This is a genomic window from Arthrobacter sp. 05T423 (assembly GCF_056396245.1).
Genome location: NZ_JBFTLC010000001.1, coordinates 113,016 through 129,494, shown reverse-complemented (window position 1 = coordinate 129,494; position 16,479 = coordinate 113,016). Strand labels below are relative to the sequence as shown.

Sequence of the window (16,479 nt, the reverse complement as noted above, 5' to 3'; positions counted from 1 at the left end):
CCTGCGACTGCTAATGGAGTCATTTCCGCCACGGATATCCGGCTAGGAAAATCCGGGAAATGAAGCCAGGCAGCACGGGACCTGTCGTTTGTCCAAGAGGAGGATCTACAGTGCCCACGTATGCCTATGCCTGCAAGGATTGCAGCCATGCCTTCGACATCGTGCAGTCTTTCACCGACAGCACTCTGACGTCCTGCCCCGAATGCCAGGGCACGCTCCGCAAGAAGTTCAACAGCGTGGGCGTGGTCTTCAAGGGCTCGGGCTTCTACCGGACTGATTCGCGCGATACCAAGGGAAGCACCGTCTCCCCCGCTGCGTCCGCTCCGGCTGCGCCCGCCGCCGCCCCATCGGCTGCCCCGGCCTCCGCAGCCGCCAGCTAGAGGCCTCGCCGCGGCCCCTGCCGCACCGCAGCTAACGCCGCCTTCAGTCGGCGCTGCCTTCAACTAACACCGCCTTCAGCAAATGGAGTCCGGCCGGGATTGCCCGGCCGGGCTCTTTTGTTTTCTCCGGGTTCTTGGTTCGCTGCGCTGCAGGGCCTCAAGTGTCCGTTCACGCTTTGCTCGGCAGGCATCGTTGAGCTGAGGGGCAGCTTTTCCACATACGGCTTCCGGGGCCTGTCGCGGGCCGACGGATGGCCCGTAGCGTGGCGGCATGCCAGCCACCGGAATTTTTCCCGCAAGTGCATCCCGCCCGGCCGTCCGACCCGGACGCCGCAACTCACTGCCCGGTCCAGCCGCCCGCCCGCGCCGGCGGCGCTTCGCCGGATGGGTGAACCGTAACCGGCGTCTTGCCGTGGCGCTCCTCCTCTGTGCGGCCGCGGGGATCGCGGTCCACCAACTGACTCCTGCCCCTGCCCAGACCGTGAGCGTCCTGGCCGCCGCCCGTGACCTTCCCGCCGGAGCCAGCCTGAACGGCAGCGATGTCACACCCGTGAGAGTTCCCCCTGCCATGGTGCCGGACGGAACCTTCACTGAAAGCTCCGGCGTGGACGGCAAGCAGTTGGCCGCGCCGCTCCGCAAGGGCCAGCTCCTCACGGACACCCAACTGGTGGGGCCCGGTCTGCTGGCGGGAGCACCGCCCGGATCTGCTGCGGTGCCACTCCGGATGGCGGACCCGTCCTCCATCCAGCTGGTCTCCCCCGGGCAACTCGTGAACGTGGTTCTGACAAGCGGCAACGGCTATGACCAGGCATCAGCCTCGAAAATACTCGCCAAGTCGGTGCCTGTCCTCTGGACCTCCGGCCAGGAGGGCCAGGGCGGTCAATGGCTAGCTGCCGGGGATTCCGACGGTCTGCTGGTAGTGGCCGCCACCCCTGGCCAGGCCGGTGCGCTGGCGGGCGCATCAACCCAGGGAAAGCTGTTTTTCGTCCTGGTGGGATCCGGTGCCCGCTGAACCGGCCGTCAAGACCGGCGGCTCCCCGCGAAGCAGCAGTTCTTTTGCCCGGCCGCTTAACCCCAGTGCGGCGGCTTCTGCTCTTTCAGCCACGCGTCGTGGTCGTTACCGGATTCCGCGTCGCCCCAGGTGCGCGGATCGTCCTCGGCTGCCCTCTTGGGGACGACGCCCGTCCGATGCTGCCCGTCGGATTTTTCGCGCTGCGTCTTTGCTGACTTCGCCGCGTCGGGGGCCTGCTGGTCCTCGGGCTCCGTACCGTCTTTGCGCTCCATCCCGCCCGTGCGCTCCATCCCGCCGTCGGCTGTCACAGCGGGCCCTCCTTCCGTTCCATGACCAGCCGCTCCACGCCTGGCTCAGAACCGAAGCCTACTCCGGCACGGGGCGCGTCGGAATCGGCAGCGTCCCGGTTGGCCCGGTCAGTGCGGGCCCGCTCAGTTTCCGGCTGCCCGACGCCCGACTGGCCGACGTGGGAGTTACCGATGTTCGACTCATTTATGTCCGCCTGATCCGCATTCGCCTGATCCGCGTCGGCCGGGACCGCCGCCAACCGGTCAGCGTTCTCCCGGACAGCGTTCTCCCGGTCAGCTTCCTGCTGACCCGCATCGCCACCTTCCGGGTCGCTGCCGAAACTGTCTGCCGGGTTCCCGTACTCGTCCTCCTGACCCTGCCCAGGCTCGAAGTCGCCCACCGCCAGGGTGCTGACGTCGTCATCCAGGAAGAATCCCGGCGCTCCGACAGAGCGCACCGAAGGGGCGGGCTTCTCAAGCCCAAGGTATCCGCCGATCCTGTCGGCGCAGGCCGAGGGATCGGTGAACACCTCGATGGTCCACAGCGGCAGATACCGCCAGCCGAGCCGCTCCAGCAGCTGGGGGCGCAGCCGGCTGCGTTCCCGGACCGTCATTTGCCGGTACTGCTCGGTACCGTCCGATTCGATGGCGACCGGCCGCGGGATGTCGGCGTCGTCCTGGCCCATGGTGCTCAGCGGATCGGCTGCAGCCACCACGTCGATGACGCCGTCGTACTGGTGCCAGACGCGCGCGCCGCGGGCCCGCAGCCGGTCACCGAGGTCGGCAACCAGCGGGTCGGCCCCCAGCGCCTGTTCACTGGCCGCAGCCCTGGACGCGGGAGTTCCCAGGTCCGTGTTGCCGGAGATCTCACGGTCCAGGAGCTCGTAAAGGTCAACGGCACCGTGGGCCAGCCGGGTCCGGTCAAGGTCCTCCGGCTTGAAGCACGTCAGCACATGCAGCGACTGACGGGCCCGGGTCATGGCCAGAGCGAACTTGGCCCGGCCGCCCTCGGCGGACAGCGGACCGAAGCTGTGCAGGGCGCGGCCGTGCGGCGTCCGCCCGTAGCCCGGAGAGAAGATTACCCGGTCGCGGACCAACCCCTGAGCGCGCTCCAGGTCCACCACGCGGAACGACTCATCACCTGCCGTGAAGAATCCGGACAGCGAGGGATGGTTGGGCAGCTGCAGCCGGATGGACTCGCCGATCCGTGCCGCATGCCGGAGGCTGGCGGTTACCACCGCCAGCGAGGTCCGGGGACGGAGCCGCGCGTGCTCAAACACGAGCTCCACCACCCTGCTCACCTCTGCCACCACCGATTCGACGCCCTCATGGTCGGCGCTGGGCAAACCGGTGCCGTCAGGAAGGTATTCCACCGTCAGCGCACGGTCCAGCCCCGTGGCCGACTGGCCCTCGGGCAGGCGGCGAAGGCTGCCGTCATAAAAGTTCTTGCTCAGCTGCAGCACGAGGTCCTCGTCCACCGCGCGGAAAACCGAGCGCAGCGGCGCGGTCGGCAGCACCGCCGAAAGTGCTGTGAAGGCGCTTTCGACACTCTGGTGCGACTGCTCGCCGGCAGCGAGCCGTTCCACCGCAACGGTAAAGGTGCGGGGGCTGGCAATCTTGTCGTCGCCAAAGGCGATCACCTGCTTGGCGCGGGCGACCGCCGGGAGGACGGCCTGCAGCGAGGTAGCCTCGGCGTCGAGGATCACCACGGCGTCGAACTTCTGCTCGGCCGGGAGGAGTCCAGTCATGAGGTAGGGGCTGACCGACCACACGGGCACCAGCATGGGAACCAGCGCCGGCGCCTGCGCCGTCAGCGCTGCAAGCGTGACGCGCCCGTCCTTGAGAAGGCTCCGGAGCAGGTCCGCCTGGCGGGCATGCTCCTCGATGGCCGCCCGCCAGCGCCCGGCCAGCTTCCACCGCAGGCGGCCTGCACCGCTGGCAACGTGGGCGTCGTCCGCGAGCCGGTACTCCGCCTCAAGCTGGCGCAGCGCATCGCCGTCGGACATGGCCAGGTAGTCGTCCCCGCTGATCATCGCTTCGAGCGCCGACTGCCACCAGGCCAGATCCAGCTCGGCGGCAACGGACCCGGCACCCACCTCGCGTTCCGAGAGGTCTGCCAGCAGCTCCCCCAGCCCGTGCTCACGCATGTTCTCGATGAGGAGCGTGCGTTCGGGCAGGGTTTGCAGCGTCTTCGTGTCGGCGACCAGCCGTTCCAGGCGCTCCATGAGCTCCGGGTAGGGAACGTTTTCGAGCGAACCGCCGGCAGCCGTGTGCCGCAAGGCGTCGCCCAGCTGCTTCATCTCGCGGGTCAGTCCGCGGTGCATGATGCTGATCTCCGCGAGGCCGGACGGCACCGCCGGATGCCGCTGCGTGGTGGCGTACCCGGCCCACTGGGCACGCTGTTCCTGCACCAGCACCAGCGAGCTGTGAAGGTCGGCAATGTGCACGCCGGGGCGGACATACTCCTTGGCCACCCGGCGGAGGCGGGACCGCTGCATGGAGGCCATGTCGATGCCCCGCTCCCTGCGCCACGACGAGGAAGCCGTCGCGGAAATGAGGTCAGTCACGGGGCGGTCAAAGATGTCCGGGGTGAACTTGTCCAGGCTTTCGCGGACGGCCACCAGGAGCCTGAGCTGGGAGCCCCACTCGGCGAAGGTGGCTCCCAGGCGGATTTCCGCATGGCTGGCCACGTCCTCCATCCGTTCCTGGAGCTGCGGCAGCTTCTTCTCCACCGCGCGTGCCAGCTCCTGGGCTTCCTCGGTCTCCTTGCGCGTCACCAGGCGGGCGCCGTGCCAGGGGCTGGTGGTCGAGGCCCTGCTGAAGGCACCGAGTTCGGCGGCCCGCTTCAGCCGGCCGGCGAGCTCCTCGCGGTCGCGGATGCTGTCCAGGACGCTGCGCTTCAGGCGCACGGTGGTGGCCGGGGCAGGCTGGATTGACGTCAGCTCAGCGAGCGACTGCATGGCCTGGTAGGGCGAGCAGCCCCACCGCTGCCGCACGTTATGCAAGGACGCGACGTGGTCCAGAAGGGCGTGGCGGTGCTCGGTGAGGGTCTTGTGAAGGCTGCCGAGCTGGGGTTCCTGGGCTTTTTCGTTGCGCACGATGGAGCGCACCAGTTGGCCTTTGAGCTGCTGCGGCGTTGCGTTTCCGGACAGCTGGAAAAGGATCGACTCCAGGCCGAGGCCCTCGAGGCGTCCGGACACCTCATTGAGGCTGGCACGCCGGTCCCCCACCACGAGGACGGTCTTGCCTTCGTCCACGAGCGCACCGATTGTGTTGATGGCAGTCTGCGTCTGGCCGGTGCCGGGCGGGCTGCTCACCACCAGCGAATCCCCGGCCCTGACGGCGTCGATCACATACTGCTGGTCGGCATCGGCGTCGAGGAGGAGGAGCTCCTCGGCGGGGTCCCGTTCGTCCACGCTGGGAAAGCGCTCACGCTGCAGGCCCGGAACATCGACGACTTCGCCCGACGCGGCCTTGGCCAGCGAGGCCACCAGTGCGTTCTGGCCGTTGATCCACGGATCGTCGAGGTTCCCGGAGAGGTCAGCGAAGGTGGAGACGAGCAGGTTGTGCTCCACCTCGGCCCCGTGGATGGGCTTGACCAGCGTGCTGATCCGGTCCAGGACGGGCAGGGGGTCGAAGCGCGCGGTGCTGTAGGCCATCCGGGTCACGGCGTTGACGTCGAACACGATCCCGTGAATGGTTTTCAGGTGCCGGATCAGGGCAGGGTTGATGCGCGCCTGCTCCGTGAGCTGCAGTTCGTAGTCGTCTTCGCCGGGGCGGATGGTGAGCGTCATGGCGGTCAGCATCACCGGTGCCGAGACACGCTGCGGTTTGCCCCCGACGGCGGAGGTCCACACCACGGTGCCGGCCGAGAAATACCCGGCCTCGATGCCGCGGTCATTGGCCAGTTCGAAAATCTTGGAGCGCAGGTTCCGGCAGGCCCGGGCAGCCACGACGTACTGCTTCTGGTCACGGATCAGCGTGGAAAGCCGCGTCCGGCGTCCGGCCATGAGCTGCGCCAGTCCCGAAGGGTGCGCGTGGGTGAGGTCTATGGAACCCTCGGGCGTTTTGGTGAAGCGCAGCATTGTGTCTGCCCCTGTAACGGGCTTTAGCCCGGACAGCCACTTCCTGAGCTCCTCCGAACCCTCGGAGTCGACCTGACCTACTGACACTACTGCCTTCTTTTCTGCGCTCGCGCGTGACGCCTTGGACCATACGGGCATAGTTTCGAGCGTAGCCGGAAACCGCCGCGGTTGAGAGACCGCAACACTGGGTCGGCCCAAGTTGCGGCGCATTTCGCCCCAATGCATCCCGCCCGGCCTCGCTACCGGAGAATGCAAAATGGCCGGCCTCCCTGCGGAGTCCGGCCATTTTCACAACGCTATTCCCACTCGATGGTTCCCGGCGGCTTGCTGGTGACGTCGAGCACCACGCGGTTGACGCCGTCGACCTCATTGGTGATCCGGTTGGAGATCCTGGCCAACAGGTCGTACGGGAGCCGTGACCAGTCGGCCGTCATGGCGTCCTCGGAGGAAACGGGGCGCAGCACGATCGGGTGGCCGTAGGTGCGGCCGTCGCCCTGGACGCCGACGCTGCGGACGTCCGCAAGCAGCACCACGGGCATCTGCCAGACGTCGTTGTCGAGTCCGGCGGCGGTGAGTTCGGCGCGGGCGATGGCGTCTGCCTTGCGCAGCAGGTCCAGGCGTTCCTTGGTGACCTCCCCGACGATGCGGATTCCCAGGCCCGGGCCGGGGAACGGCTGGCGGCCGACGATTTCCTGGGGCAGTCCGAGCTGGGCGCCCACGGCACGCACCTCGTCCTTGAACAGGGCACGCAGCGGCTCGACGAGTTCGAACTGCAGGTCCTCGGGCAGGCCGCCCACGTTGTGGTGGCTCTTGATGTTCGCTGCGCCCTCGCCGCCGCCGGATTCGACGACGTCCGGGTACAGGGTGCCCTGCACGAGGAACTTGATCTTTTCACCGTGCGCCGCGGCGTCGGCGATGATCGCACGCTCCGCCTCTTCGAAGGCCCGGATGAATTCGCGGCCGATAATCTTGCGCTTGGTCTCGGGGTCGCTGACCCCGGCCAGGGCCGCCTGGAAGCGCTCCTGCTCGTTGGCTACGTAGAGGTTGACGCCGGTGGCCGCAACGAAGTCGCGCTCCACCTGCTCAGCTTCGCCTTCGCGCAGCAGCCCGTGGTCAACGAAGACACAGGTCAGCTGGTCGCCCACGGCGCGCTGGACGAGGGCGGCGGCAACGGCTGAATCCACTCCGCCGGAGAGTCCGCAAATGACCCGGGCGTCGCCGATCTGCTGGCGGATGCGGTCCACCTGCTCTTCAAGGATGTTGCCCGTGGTCCAGTTCGGCTCCAGCTTGGCGCCCTTGAACAAAAAGTTCTCCAGCACCTGCTGGCCGTACGCCGAGTGCTTCACCTCGGGGTGCCACTGCACGCCGTACAGGCACTTCTCCTCGTTGGCGAAGGCGGCAACTTCAGCCCCCGCCGTGGTGGCCAGCACTTCGAAGCCCTCGGGAGCCGCGTGGACAGAGTCGCCGTGGCTCATCCAGGTGTTCTGGTGCTGGGGCATTCCCTCGAGTACGGAACGGCCTTCACCAAGGATGGTGGTTTGTGTGGAGCCGTATTCCCGCAGGCCGGTCTTGTCCACCTTGCCGCCCAGGGCGTTGGCCATGGCCTGGAAGCCGTAACAGATGCCGAAGACCGGGACACCTGCCTCGAAGAGGTCGGCGCCAACGCTCGGGGCGCCGTCCGCGTAGACGCTGGCGGGTCCGCCGGAGAGGATGATGGCGGCGGGGTTCTTGGCCAGGAGCTGCTCAGTGCTGTGGGTATGCGGAACCACTTCCGAATACACATTCGCTTCCCGGACGCGGCGGGCAATCAGCTGCGCGTACTGGGCACCGTAGTCAACAACCAGCACCGGCTTCTGGGAAGTCTGGGATGCAGTGGGAGTAGTCACCGTACTAGCCTACTTTGCACGGTTGCCCCGACGCATCTTGAGCGGCCCCGCTGTGACGCACGGAACGCCGGACTAGTAGCGGCTGGCGGCCTGCGGGTTGGCGGCAAGTTCGGCCTCCACCTCCGCGTGGAACTTCTTCTCCACGATGAAGGACAGGAACGGGACCACACCGCCGAGCGCCAGCAGGATCATCTTGGCGAACGGCCAGCGCATCAGCGACCACAGACGGAAGTTGGACATCAGGTACACCACATACATCCAGCCGTGGACGATGAGCACGGTGACGGACACGTTGAACCCGCCGAGGACGCCCTTCGGTTCGGCCGGGGTGAACCCGAAGCCGAACGGCTGGCCGGTCAGGGCGTCCGTTCCGCCGGCGAAGAGGTATTGGCCGAAGCCGTAGCGGGCAACGAGCTCCGCGCACAGCAGCAGCAGCATGGCACCCGTGAGGTAGGCCATGACCTTGTAGAACTTCAGGGCGGAGCGGATCTGCGCCTCCGTGCCGCCAAAGCGTCGCTTCTTCGCCGTCCCGGTCGGGTTGGAGGGCTGGATGGCCGGCTTGGGTTCGATCATGGCTGTACCTTTTGTTGGATCTCGTTGGGTTGGGTGGGTTCTGGCCCGGGGTGGCGGTGGGCCCCGTCGTCGTGGTCCTCGGCGTCCTCGAGGCTCCTGCGGTAGTCGTCCTTGACCAGCCGCCACCAGATGAACAGGGCGAACCCGGCGAAAACGATCCACTCCACGGAGTAGAAGAGATTCAGCCAGTTGACCTTCGCGGACGGCGGCTGCGCGGCAATGTCGAGCGGCTTGAGGCGGCTGCCGGCGGCAGCACCGACGTCGGCCGTTCCGGACTTTTCCGCCGCAGCGGAAACGAAGGCGGGGTAGCTGCTGACGTTCCAGTCGTTGACGAGCTCGGCCACAGAGACGGCCGTCGCACGGCCGGGTTCAGGCGCCGTGTTGGGCACGGGCGCCTCGGACGGCAGGAGCCGTCCGGTCAGCCGGATGACGCCCGACGGCGGGGCGCCGGCGTCGGCGGGATCGGCGATCCAGCCGCGGGCCACCGGTATGTAGGTTTTCGGCGAGGCTGCCGCACCCTTGAGCGCTGGGGCGTCCGACACCGCGAAGGCCGTGACCACCCAGTATCCGGTCTTGCCGTCCTTAAGCCGGCCCGGAACCAGAACCTGCTTGGCCGGATCGTAGGTGCCGGAGGCTGAGACCATCTGGTCCGCCACCGAGCCACGGAAGAATTCGCCGGGCTGCAGGGTTTTCGTCAGGGCCTGGACCTGCTCCGTGGTGGGGTTGACCGGAACCTCGGGCTGCGTGGAACGGCCGAACTGCCATTGGCTCAGGAGCACAAAGACGCCCGAAATGGCGATCGCAAAGACCAGGCCTGCGATCCACCGGGGCTGGAGGGCTGTTTTCCACACCCCTTAACGTTACTTCGTCCGTGTGTAGAACAACGAAACGCCTGTCCAGGCGAGGGCCTGCCCCAATCAGTGGTCGAAGAAGACCAGGCTTGAGTTGATGAGTTCCGCGATGACCTCGGGGTCGTAGGCCCGTCGCAGCGATTCCCGGAACGATTCCTTCGACAGCGACCTCGCCAGGGTGGCGAGCACTTCCAGGTGGTCGGAGAACGAACTCGCCGGTGTGGCGATGAGGAGGATCACTGTGGCGGGGCCGTCGGAGGCCCCGAAGTCCAGTGCCTTGCCGTACTTGGTGATCCCGACGGCGATCGACGTCTCGGAGACGAACTCGCTGCGGGCGTGCGGCAGGCCCACTCCCCCGGGCAGGCCGGTGGCCAGCTGGTGCTCCCGGGCGTTGACGTGGCTCAGGAAGCCCTCGAGATCCGAGACCCGGCCGGCGTCGTACAGCTTCCGGGCAAGCTGGCTGGCCGCGTCCACCTTGTCCTCGGCCTCCATTTCGAGGATCACCATGTCCGGTGTGGTGAGCTGAGCATCGTAACGGTCCAGTGGTTCCGCCAAGTGGTGTCCCTTCAGTGAAGCCGGGGCCCGCCCGGCGGCGGTCTGCGATCTCAGCGCAGCGGGACGATGTCCTCCGCGCCCAGCCGGGCAGCATCGGCCGATTCGTCATCGGGCTGCTGCTGGCTAAGCCGTTCGGCTTCCACCCGCGCAAGATAATGCTTGATTTCGCTTTCCCGCTGCGCATCGCTCCAGCCAAGAATTTCTCCCATAAGCTTAGCGACTACCGGCACGGCAGACACACCACGGTCCCACGACTCGATGGAAATCCTGGTGCGGCGGGTCAGGACGTCGTGCACGTGCCGGGCGCCTTCATGGGTTGCCGCGTAGACCGCCTCGGCCTGAAGGTAGTCGTCCGCGCCGGGCAGCGGTTCGGCCAGTTCGGGCCGGTCCTGGATGAGGGCCAGCACCTCAGACGCCATGGATCCGTAGCGGTTCAGCAGGTGCTCCACACGGGCCACGTGCACGCCGGACTCCTCCGCGGTCCGGTTGCGGCGGTTCCAGGCGGCCTTGAAGCCGCCGGCTCCCAGCAGCGGAATGGTCTCAGTGCAGCTGGCGGGCACACGCTCGTCCATGCTGCGGACGGCTTCGTCCACGGCGTCCTTGGCCATGACCCGGTACGTGGTCCACTTGCCGCCGGCCACCACCACCAGGCCGGGCACCGGGTGGGCCACGATGTGCTCGCGGGAGAGTTTGGCCGTGGAGTCGCTTTCCCCTGCGAGCAACGGCCGCAGCCCGGCGTAGACACCCTCCACGTCTTCCCGGGTGAGGGGCCGCTTGAGGACCTTGTTGACGTGTTCCAGAAGGTAGTCGATGTCCTTGCTGGACGCCGCGGGGTGGGCCTTGTCCAGGTGCCAGTCGGTGTCCGTGGTGCCGATGATCCAGTGCCGTCCCCACGGGATGACGAACAGCACGGACTTCTCCGTCCGCAGGATCAGCCCGACCGTTGACTGGAAGCGGTCCCGCGGCACCACCAGGTGGATGCCCTTGGACGCGCGCACCTTCAGCTGGCCGCGCTCGGTGACCATGGCCTGGGTTTCGTCGGTCCAGACGCCGGTGGCGTTGATGACCTGCTTGGCGCGGATGTTGAAGTTGGTACCGTCCTCGCGGTTCACCACCTTGGCGCCCACCACTCGTTCGCCTTCGCGCAGGAAGTCGACGACGGCGGTCTGGTTGACCGCGTGCGCGCCGTAGTAGGCGGCGGTCCGCACCAGGTTGGCCACGTACTTGGCGTCGTCCACCTGGCCGTCGTAGTAGCGGATCGATCCGACGAAGGCGTCGTCCTTCAGGCTCGGGGCGGCACGCAGTGTGCCCCGGCGCGACAGGTGCTTGTGGAACGGCACGCCGCGCTTGTGGCCGCCGGAGATGGACATGACGTCGTAGAGGGCGATGCCGGCGCCGATGTACGGCCGCTCCACGACGTGCTTGGTCAGCGGATACAGGAACGGCACCGGCCGGGCCAGGTGCGGGGCCAGCTCGGAAAGCAGCAGCCCCCGCTCCTGCAGCGCCTCCTTCACGAGTGCGAAGTCCAGCATTTCGAGGTAACGGAGGCCGCCGTGGATGAGCTTGGAGGACCGTGAGGACGTCCCCGCGGCCCAGTCGCTGGCTTCCACGATGCCCACACTCAGGCCGCGGGTTACAGCGTCAAGGGCCACGCCGGTGCCGACGATGCCGCCGCCGACGATCAGGATGTCCAGTTCCTTGCCGGGCTCCGTCGAAGCCTTCAGTGCGGCTAGCGCGGCCTCCCGCGCCTCGGGGCCGAGTGCTCCCCTGGTCACCGCCGGACGTTCACCGAAACCGGACATGACAGGCCTCCATCCTCATCGAACGTTGTAGTTCACCAGAGTACTTCGTACGTCTGCCGATGGGCAGGGTGCGGACTGTGTTGCCGGGGGCCGCCGGTCAGTTTCCGGCGTAGGGCGAAACCACGACGTCGACCCGCTGGAACTCCTTGAGGTCCGAGTAGCCGGTGGTGGCCATGGAGCGGCGGAGCGCACCGATCAGGTTGGACGTCCCGTTGGTGTGGTGGCCCGGCCCGAAAAGCACTTCTTCCAGCGGACCGACAGTTCCGATGTTGACCCTGTCGCCGCGGGGCAGTTCCAGGTGGTGTGCCTCCTGGCCCCAGTGCCAGCCCTTTCCGGGTGCTTCCTCTGCCCGGGCGAGGGCGGTGCCGAGCATGACGGCGTCGGCGCCCATGGCGATGGCCTTGACGATGTCGCCCGAGGTTCCCATTCCACCGTCGGCAATTACGTGGACGTAGCGTCCGCCGGACTCGTCCATGTAGTCGCGGCGGGCGGCGGCGACGTCGGAGATGGCGGAGGCCATGGGCGAGTGGATGCCCAGCGCGCGGCGCGTGGTGGTGGTGGCACCGCCGCCGAAGCCGACCAGGACGCCGGCCGCGCCGGTGCGCATGAGGTGCAGGGCGGGCGTGTAGCCCGCGGCGCCGCCCACGATGACCGGGACGTCGAGTTCGTAGATGAACTGCTTAAGGTTCAGCGGTTCGTGGTCCTTTGAGACGTGCTCGGCGGAGACCGTGGTCCCGCGGATAACAAAGATGTCGACGCCGGCCGCCACCACTGTCTTGTAGTGTTCCTGGGTGCGCTGCGGGGTCAGTGACCCGGCCACGGTGATGCCTGCGGCACGGATTTCCGCCAGCCGGGAGGTGATCAGTTCGGGCTGGATGGGTGCCTGGTAGAGGTCCTGCATCCTGCGGGTGACGGCCGGGCTGTTGGTTTCGTCGGCAAGCACGCCGATCTCGTCCAGCACGTACTGCGGGTCCTCGTACCGGGTCCAGAGGCCCTCGAGGTCCAGGACGCCCAGGCCGCCGAGCTTGCCGAGCGCGATGGCCGTTGCCGGCGACATGGCGGAATCCATGGGTGCCGCAATGACGGGCATGTCGAACTTGTATGCATCGATCTGCCACGAGACGGAGACGTCCTTAGGGTCACGGGTGCGTCGGTTGGGGACGATCGCAATGTCGTCCAGGGAGTAGGCACGACGCCCACGCTTGCCACGGCCAATCTCAATCTCGTAAGTCACTGCTCTAGGTTATCCCAGCTACAGTGGCCGGATCGGCAGACGCTGGGTGTTCGAGGACCACATTGCAGGCATCGGAACCGCGTCCGGCGAGTTCATTGCCGCCACCTCCGCTTCGAGGAAGTCCGCGTCGTGGACGTGTCCGCCGCGGTGGCAGGGGAGTCGTTGGTTCAGCAGCGTCCCGCCGCGCCCCAGCCTTGCCCGTGTCCGGACCACCGTGGTGGAAGTCAGATCCCGCCGGCCTCCTCGACGGTGAGCTGGGATTCGAACATCCGGAAGTACCGGCCCCGGAGAGCCACCAGTTCCCGGTGCGTGCCTTGCTCCACGATCCGGCCGTCCTCCAGCATGTACACGATGTCTGCCTTCTCGATCGTGGCGAGCCGGTGGCTGATGGCGATGATGGTGCTGCTGCGCTCGGCGAACAGCCGGGTGAAGATGCGGTGCTCGGCCAGCGCGTCGATGGCTGAGGTGGGCTCGTCCATGACCATGAAGGAGGCGTTCCGGTAGAAGTTCCGTGCCATGGCCAGCCGCTGCCACTGCCCGCCGCTCAGTCCGCTCCCCTTGCGGCCGCGCGGATCCTCCATCCAGTTACTGACGTGGTTGTCCAGGCCGTTGGGCAGCTTGTTGATGAAATCCAGGGCCTCGGCGTCGCCGGCCGCCCGGACGATCCGCTCATCGTCGCGGGGCAAATCGACGTCGCCGAAGAGGATGTTTTCGGCTGCGGTGGCGAATTCGTACTTGAGGAACTCCTGGCTCAGCACCGCCAGGTGGCGGTGCCAGGAGGTGACGTCGACGGCGGCGAGGTCCACGCCGTCGAGCATCACCTGGCCGGAATCGGGGCGGTAAAGCCCGGCCAGGATACGGATCAGCGTGGACTTCCCGGCGCCGTTCTCCCCGACGATGGCGATGTGCTGGCCCTCGCGGATGGTCATGCTGATGCCGCGGATCACTTCGATGTCACTGCCGGTGTAGGTGAAGCGGATGTCGCGCAACTCAACGGTCTTTGGCGCTTCCAGCAGCGGCGGTGCGTGGCTGGAGTGCACGGGCAACGTCATGAAGAGCTCGTAGTCCTTGAGGTTGGCGAGGTCCTCGTCGATGGAGCTGAGCGAGGAGACCAGGTTGTTCGCGGTGGACAAAGCCCGGCTGACGATCTGCTGGACGTAGAGGAACTGCCCCACCGGCTGGGCCCGGACGATGACCTGGCCCACCACCCAGATGAGCGAGACAACCTCCGCGGCGTACTGCAGGGCGTCGGCCACCAGCTGCCTGGGGATGTATCTCTTCTGGAAATCCAGCCGGCGCTTCTCGTCGGCGTCCCGGAGCCGGGAGCGCAGTTCCATGAGGTACCCGACGATCCCGTACAGGCGCATCTCGGCGATGTGCTGCGGACGGAGCAGGTTGGTCTCGATCATCCGCCGCTGCCGCCGCGAATCCACCTGGGTGTTCCAGTGCGCAATCTGCTCGCGCGACAGTTTGAACTGCAGGTAGACGCTGGGGACGATCGCGACGAGGACGATCAACGCAATCCACCAGCTCACCAGCAGGAGCGCGCCGATGGCGAGGATCACCGAGACCAGCTGCGTGAAGATGGCGGCGATCCGGTCGAGGACCCTGGCATACGAATCCGAGAACCGCTTCGCGCGGTCGTAGAGATCCACTGTTTCCTTGTCGTCGTACCGCCAGAAATCCAGCGCAAGGAACCGCTCGTACATCAGGTCGCCCACGATGGCGCCCACCCTGAAGCTCATGACCTGCTGGATGTAGCGGTCCAGGCTGCCGAACGCGCCCCAGAACAGGCCCAGCGCGGCGGTGATGATGACGTAAACGATGGCCTGCTGCCCGGCGGCGGCGTCCCCGCTGTAGGCGGCGGCCAGCGCGGTAGTGGTCAGGCCCGCGAAGTACGTGGTGACCAACGGCAGCACCGCCGAGATCAGCGAGCCGGCCACCTTCATGAGCACGGCACCGGGCGACGCACGGAAGCTGACACGCAGGACCTGGGCCACGGCACCGGCGTAGGGCTTCAGTGCCAGCCGCCGCTGGGGTTCCCGTTTCGGGTTCAGTTCGGCGGGATGGCGTGGCTGGGACATGGCTCCAGCCTAGTCCCGGCACCGATACGTATGAGGCGGTGCAAACGACGACGGGCCGCCGGAAGGAATCCCGGCGGCCCGTCGTTGGTGCTTGGGGCCACGCCCGCCGGGTTCCCTGGGCCGAGCTTGCGAGGTTAGGGAACGGGTGGGGATTAGCGTGAACCGTAGTTCGGTGCCTCGACGGTCATCTGGATGTCGTGCGGGTGCGATTCCTTCAGGCCGGCCGGGGTGATCCGAACAAACTTGCCGCGGGCCTTCAACTCGGGAACGGTGGGAGCGCCGGTGTAGAACATGGTCTGGCGGAGGCCGCCCACCAGCTGGTACGCCACCGAGGCCAGAGGTCCGCGGTAGGCCACGCGGCCCTCGATGCCCTCGGGGATGAGCTTGTCATCGCCGGAGACGTCGGCCTGGAAGTAGCGGTCCTTCGAGTAGGAGGTATTCTTGCCGCGCGACTGCATGGCACCGAGGGAGCCCATGCCGCGGTAGCTCTTGAACTGCTTGCCGTTGACGAAGATCAGCTCACCCGGGGATTCGTCACAGCCCGCCAGCAGGGAGCCGAGCATCACGGTGTCGGCGCCGGCAACCAGCGCCTTGCCGATGTCGCCGGAGTACTGGAGGCCGCCGTCGGCGATCAGCGGAACGCCGGCCGGAATGGCCGCCTTCGCCGATTCGTAGATGGCAGTGATCTGCGGAACGCCCACGCCCGCCACCACACGGGTGGTGCAGATGGAGCCCGGGCCGACGCCCACCTTGATGCCGTCGGCACCTGCGTCGATCAGCGCCTGGGCGCCTTCGCGGGTGGCGGCCTGGCCGCCGATGATGTCCACGTGCGCCGCGACCGGATCGGACTTCAGGCGGCGGATCATGTCCAGCACACCCTGCGAGTGGCCGTTCGCGGTGTCCACGAAGAGGGCGTCCACGCCGGCGTCCACCAGCTTCATGGCGCGCTCCCAGCCGTCACCGAAGAACCCGATGGCGGCGCCGACACGGAGCCGGCCCTCGTCGTCCTTGGTGGCCAGCGGGTACTGCTCGGCCTTGGTGAAGTCTTTGGTGGTGATGAGGCCCTTCAGGCGCCCCTGCTCGTCCACCAGCGGAAGCTTTTCGATCTTGTTCGTGGCCAGCTTGTGCGAGGCCTCCTCGCGGCTGATACCCACGTGGCCGGTGACCAGCGGCATCTTGGTCATGACGTCGCTGACCAGGCGGATCGGGAAGTCGGATTCCGGGACGAAGCGCGTATCGCGGTTGGTGACGATGCCGAGGAGCCGGTTGCCGTCGTCCACCACGGGCAGACCGGACACACGGTAGCGGGCGCACAGCTCGTCGAGTTCCAGCAGCGTGGCCTCGGGGCCGATGGTGAGCGGGTTGGTGATCATGCCCGACTCGCTGCGCTTGACGCGGTCCACCTGGTCGGCCTGGTCATCGATGGAGAGGTTGCGGTGGACGACGCCGAGGCCGCCCTGGCGTGCCATGGCGATGGCCATGCGGGACTCGGTGACAGTGTCCATGGCTGCAGACAGCAGCGGCGTCTGGACGCTGATGCGCTTGGAGATCCGGGACGACGTGTCGGCGTCCGAGGGGATCACGTCGGTGTGGCCGGGAAGCAGCAGGACGTCGTCGTAGGTCAGGCCGATGAAGCCGAAGGGGTTGTGCTCGGGCTGGGTCATGAATGCGCCTCTTACCTTGGTTTACAGGTTCACGGGGTAGGGGTTGCAGCCGATGACCAGCCCGTC

Annotated in this window: 12 protein-coding genes; 2 read left to right on the top strand and 10 right to left on the bottom strand. The window is 67.1% G+C overall.

Annotated elements, in window-relative coordinates; genetic code table 11:
• Positions 1 to 110 precede the first annotated feature (110 nt).
• Complete coding sequence (locus AC1DFE_RS00640; protein ID WP_476904001.1) at positions 111 to 380, top strand: FmdB family zinc ribbon protein; 270 nt, start codon at positions 111 to 113, stop codon at positions 378 to 380.
• Between the two features lie 388 nt (positions 381 to 768).
• A complete protein-coding gene (gene cpaB / locus AC1DFE_RS00635; protein WP_476904000.1) occupies positions 769 to 1,392 on the top strand; it encodes a Flp pilus assembly protein CpaB in 624 nt (207 codons plus the stop codon).
• A 56-nt stretch (positions 1,393 to 1,448) separates the two neighbouring features.
• Here the strand turns inward: cpaB and AC1DFE_RS00630 are convergent, their stop codons facing one another.
• From AC1DFE_RS00630 to guaB, 10 genes are all read right to left on the bottom strand, one after another.
• Positions 1,449 to 1,700 carry a hypothetical protein gene (locus AC1DFE_RS00630; protein WP_476903999.1) on the bottom strand — a complete coding sequence of 84 codons (252 nt, stop codon included), beginning with the start codon at positions 1,698 to 1,700 and terminating at the stop codon, positions 1,449 to 1,451.
• Positions 1,697 to 5,902 carry an AAA family ATPase gene (locus AC1DFE_RS00625; RefSeq protein WP_476903998.1) on the bottom strand — a complete coding sequence of 1,402 codons (4,206 nt, stop codon included), beginning with the start codon at positions 5,900 to 5,902 and terminating at the stop codon, positions 1,697 to 1,699. The genes AC1DFE_RS00630 and AC1DFE_RS00625 overlap by 4 nt, the downstream gene beginning before the upstream one ends.
• Before the next feature lie 158 nt (positions 5,903 to 6,060).
• Positions 6,061 to 7,650, bottom strand: a complete 1,590-nt coding sequence (guaA, locus tag AC1DFE_RS00620) for a glutamine-hydrolyzing GMP synthase (RefSeq protein ID WP_476903997.1) — start codon at positions 7,648 to 7,650, stop codon at positions 6,061 to 6,063.
• 72 nt (positions 7,651 to 7,722) lie between these two features.
• The gene (locus tag AC1DFE_RS00615; protein WP_476903996.1) at positions 7,723 to 8,223 is read right to left on the bottom strand and encodes a DUF3817 domain-containing protein; all 501 of its coding nucleotides are present in this window, start codon (positions 8,221 to 8,223) and stop codon (positions 7,723 to 7,725) included.
• Positions 8,220 to 9,074: an SURF1 family protein gene (locus tag AC1DFE_RS00610; protein ID WP_476903995.1), complete on the bottom strand. Its 855-nt coding sequence runs from the start codon at positions 9,072 to 9,074 to the stop codon at positions 8,220 to 8,222. Before AC1DFE_RS00610 ends, AC1DFE_RS00615 begins: the two co-directional genes overlap by 4 nt.
• Before the next feature lie 66 nt (positions 9,075 to 9,140).
• On the bottom strand, positions 9,141 to 9,629 hold the full coding sequence (locus AC1DFE_RS00605; protein WP_476903994.1) for a PTS sugar transporter subunit IIA: 489 nt from the start codon (positions 9,627 to 9,629) through the stop codon (positions 9,141 to 9,143).
• Positions 9,630 to 9,679: 50 nt separating this feature from the next.
• Positions 9,680 to 11,431, bottom strand: coding sequence for a glycerol-3-phosphate dehydrogenase/oxidase (locus tag AC1DFE_RS00600; protein WP_476903993.1), 1,752 nt, complete (start codon positions 11,429 to 11,431; stop codon positions 9,680 to 9,682).
• A gap of 97 nt (positions 11,432 to 11,528) precedes the next feature.
• The gene (locus AC1DFE_RS00595; RefSeq protein ID WP_476903992.1) at positions 11,529 to 12,665 is read right to left on the bottom strand and encodes a GuaB3 family IMP dehydrogenase-related protein; all 1,137 of its coding nucleotides are present in this window, start codon (positions 12,663 to 12,665) and stop codon (positions 11,529 to 11,531) included.
• A gap of 224 nt (positions 12,666 to 12,889) precedes the next feature.
• Positions 12,890 to 14,749, bottom strand: coding sequence for an ABC transporter ATP-binding protein (locus AC1DFE_RS00590; protein ID WP_476903991.1), 1,860 nt, complete (start codon positions 14,747 to 14,749; stop codon positions 12,890 to 12,892).
• A 152-nt stretch (positions 14,750 to 14,901) separates the two neighbouring features.
• Positions 14,902 to 16,413: an IMP dehydrogenase gene (gene guaB / locus AC1DFE_RS00585; RefSeq protein WP_476903990.1), complete on the bottom strand. Its 1,512-nt coding sequence runs from the start codon at positions 16,411 to 16,413 to the stop codon at positions 14,902 to 14,904.
• Positions 16,414 to 16,479: the final 66 nt, after the last annotated feature.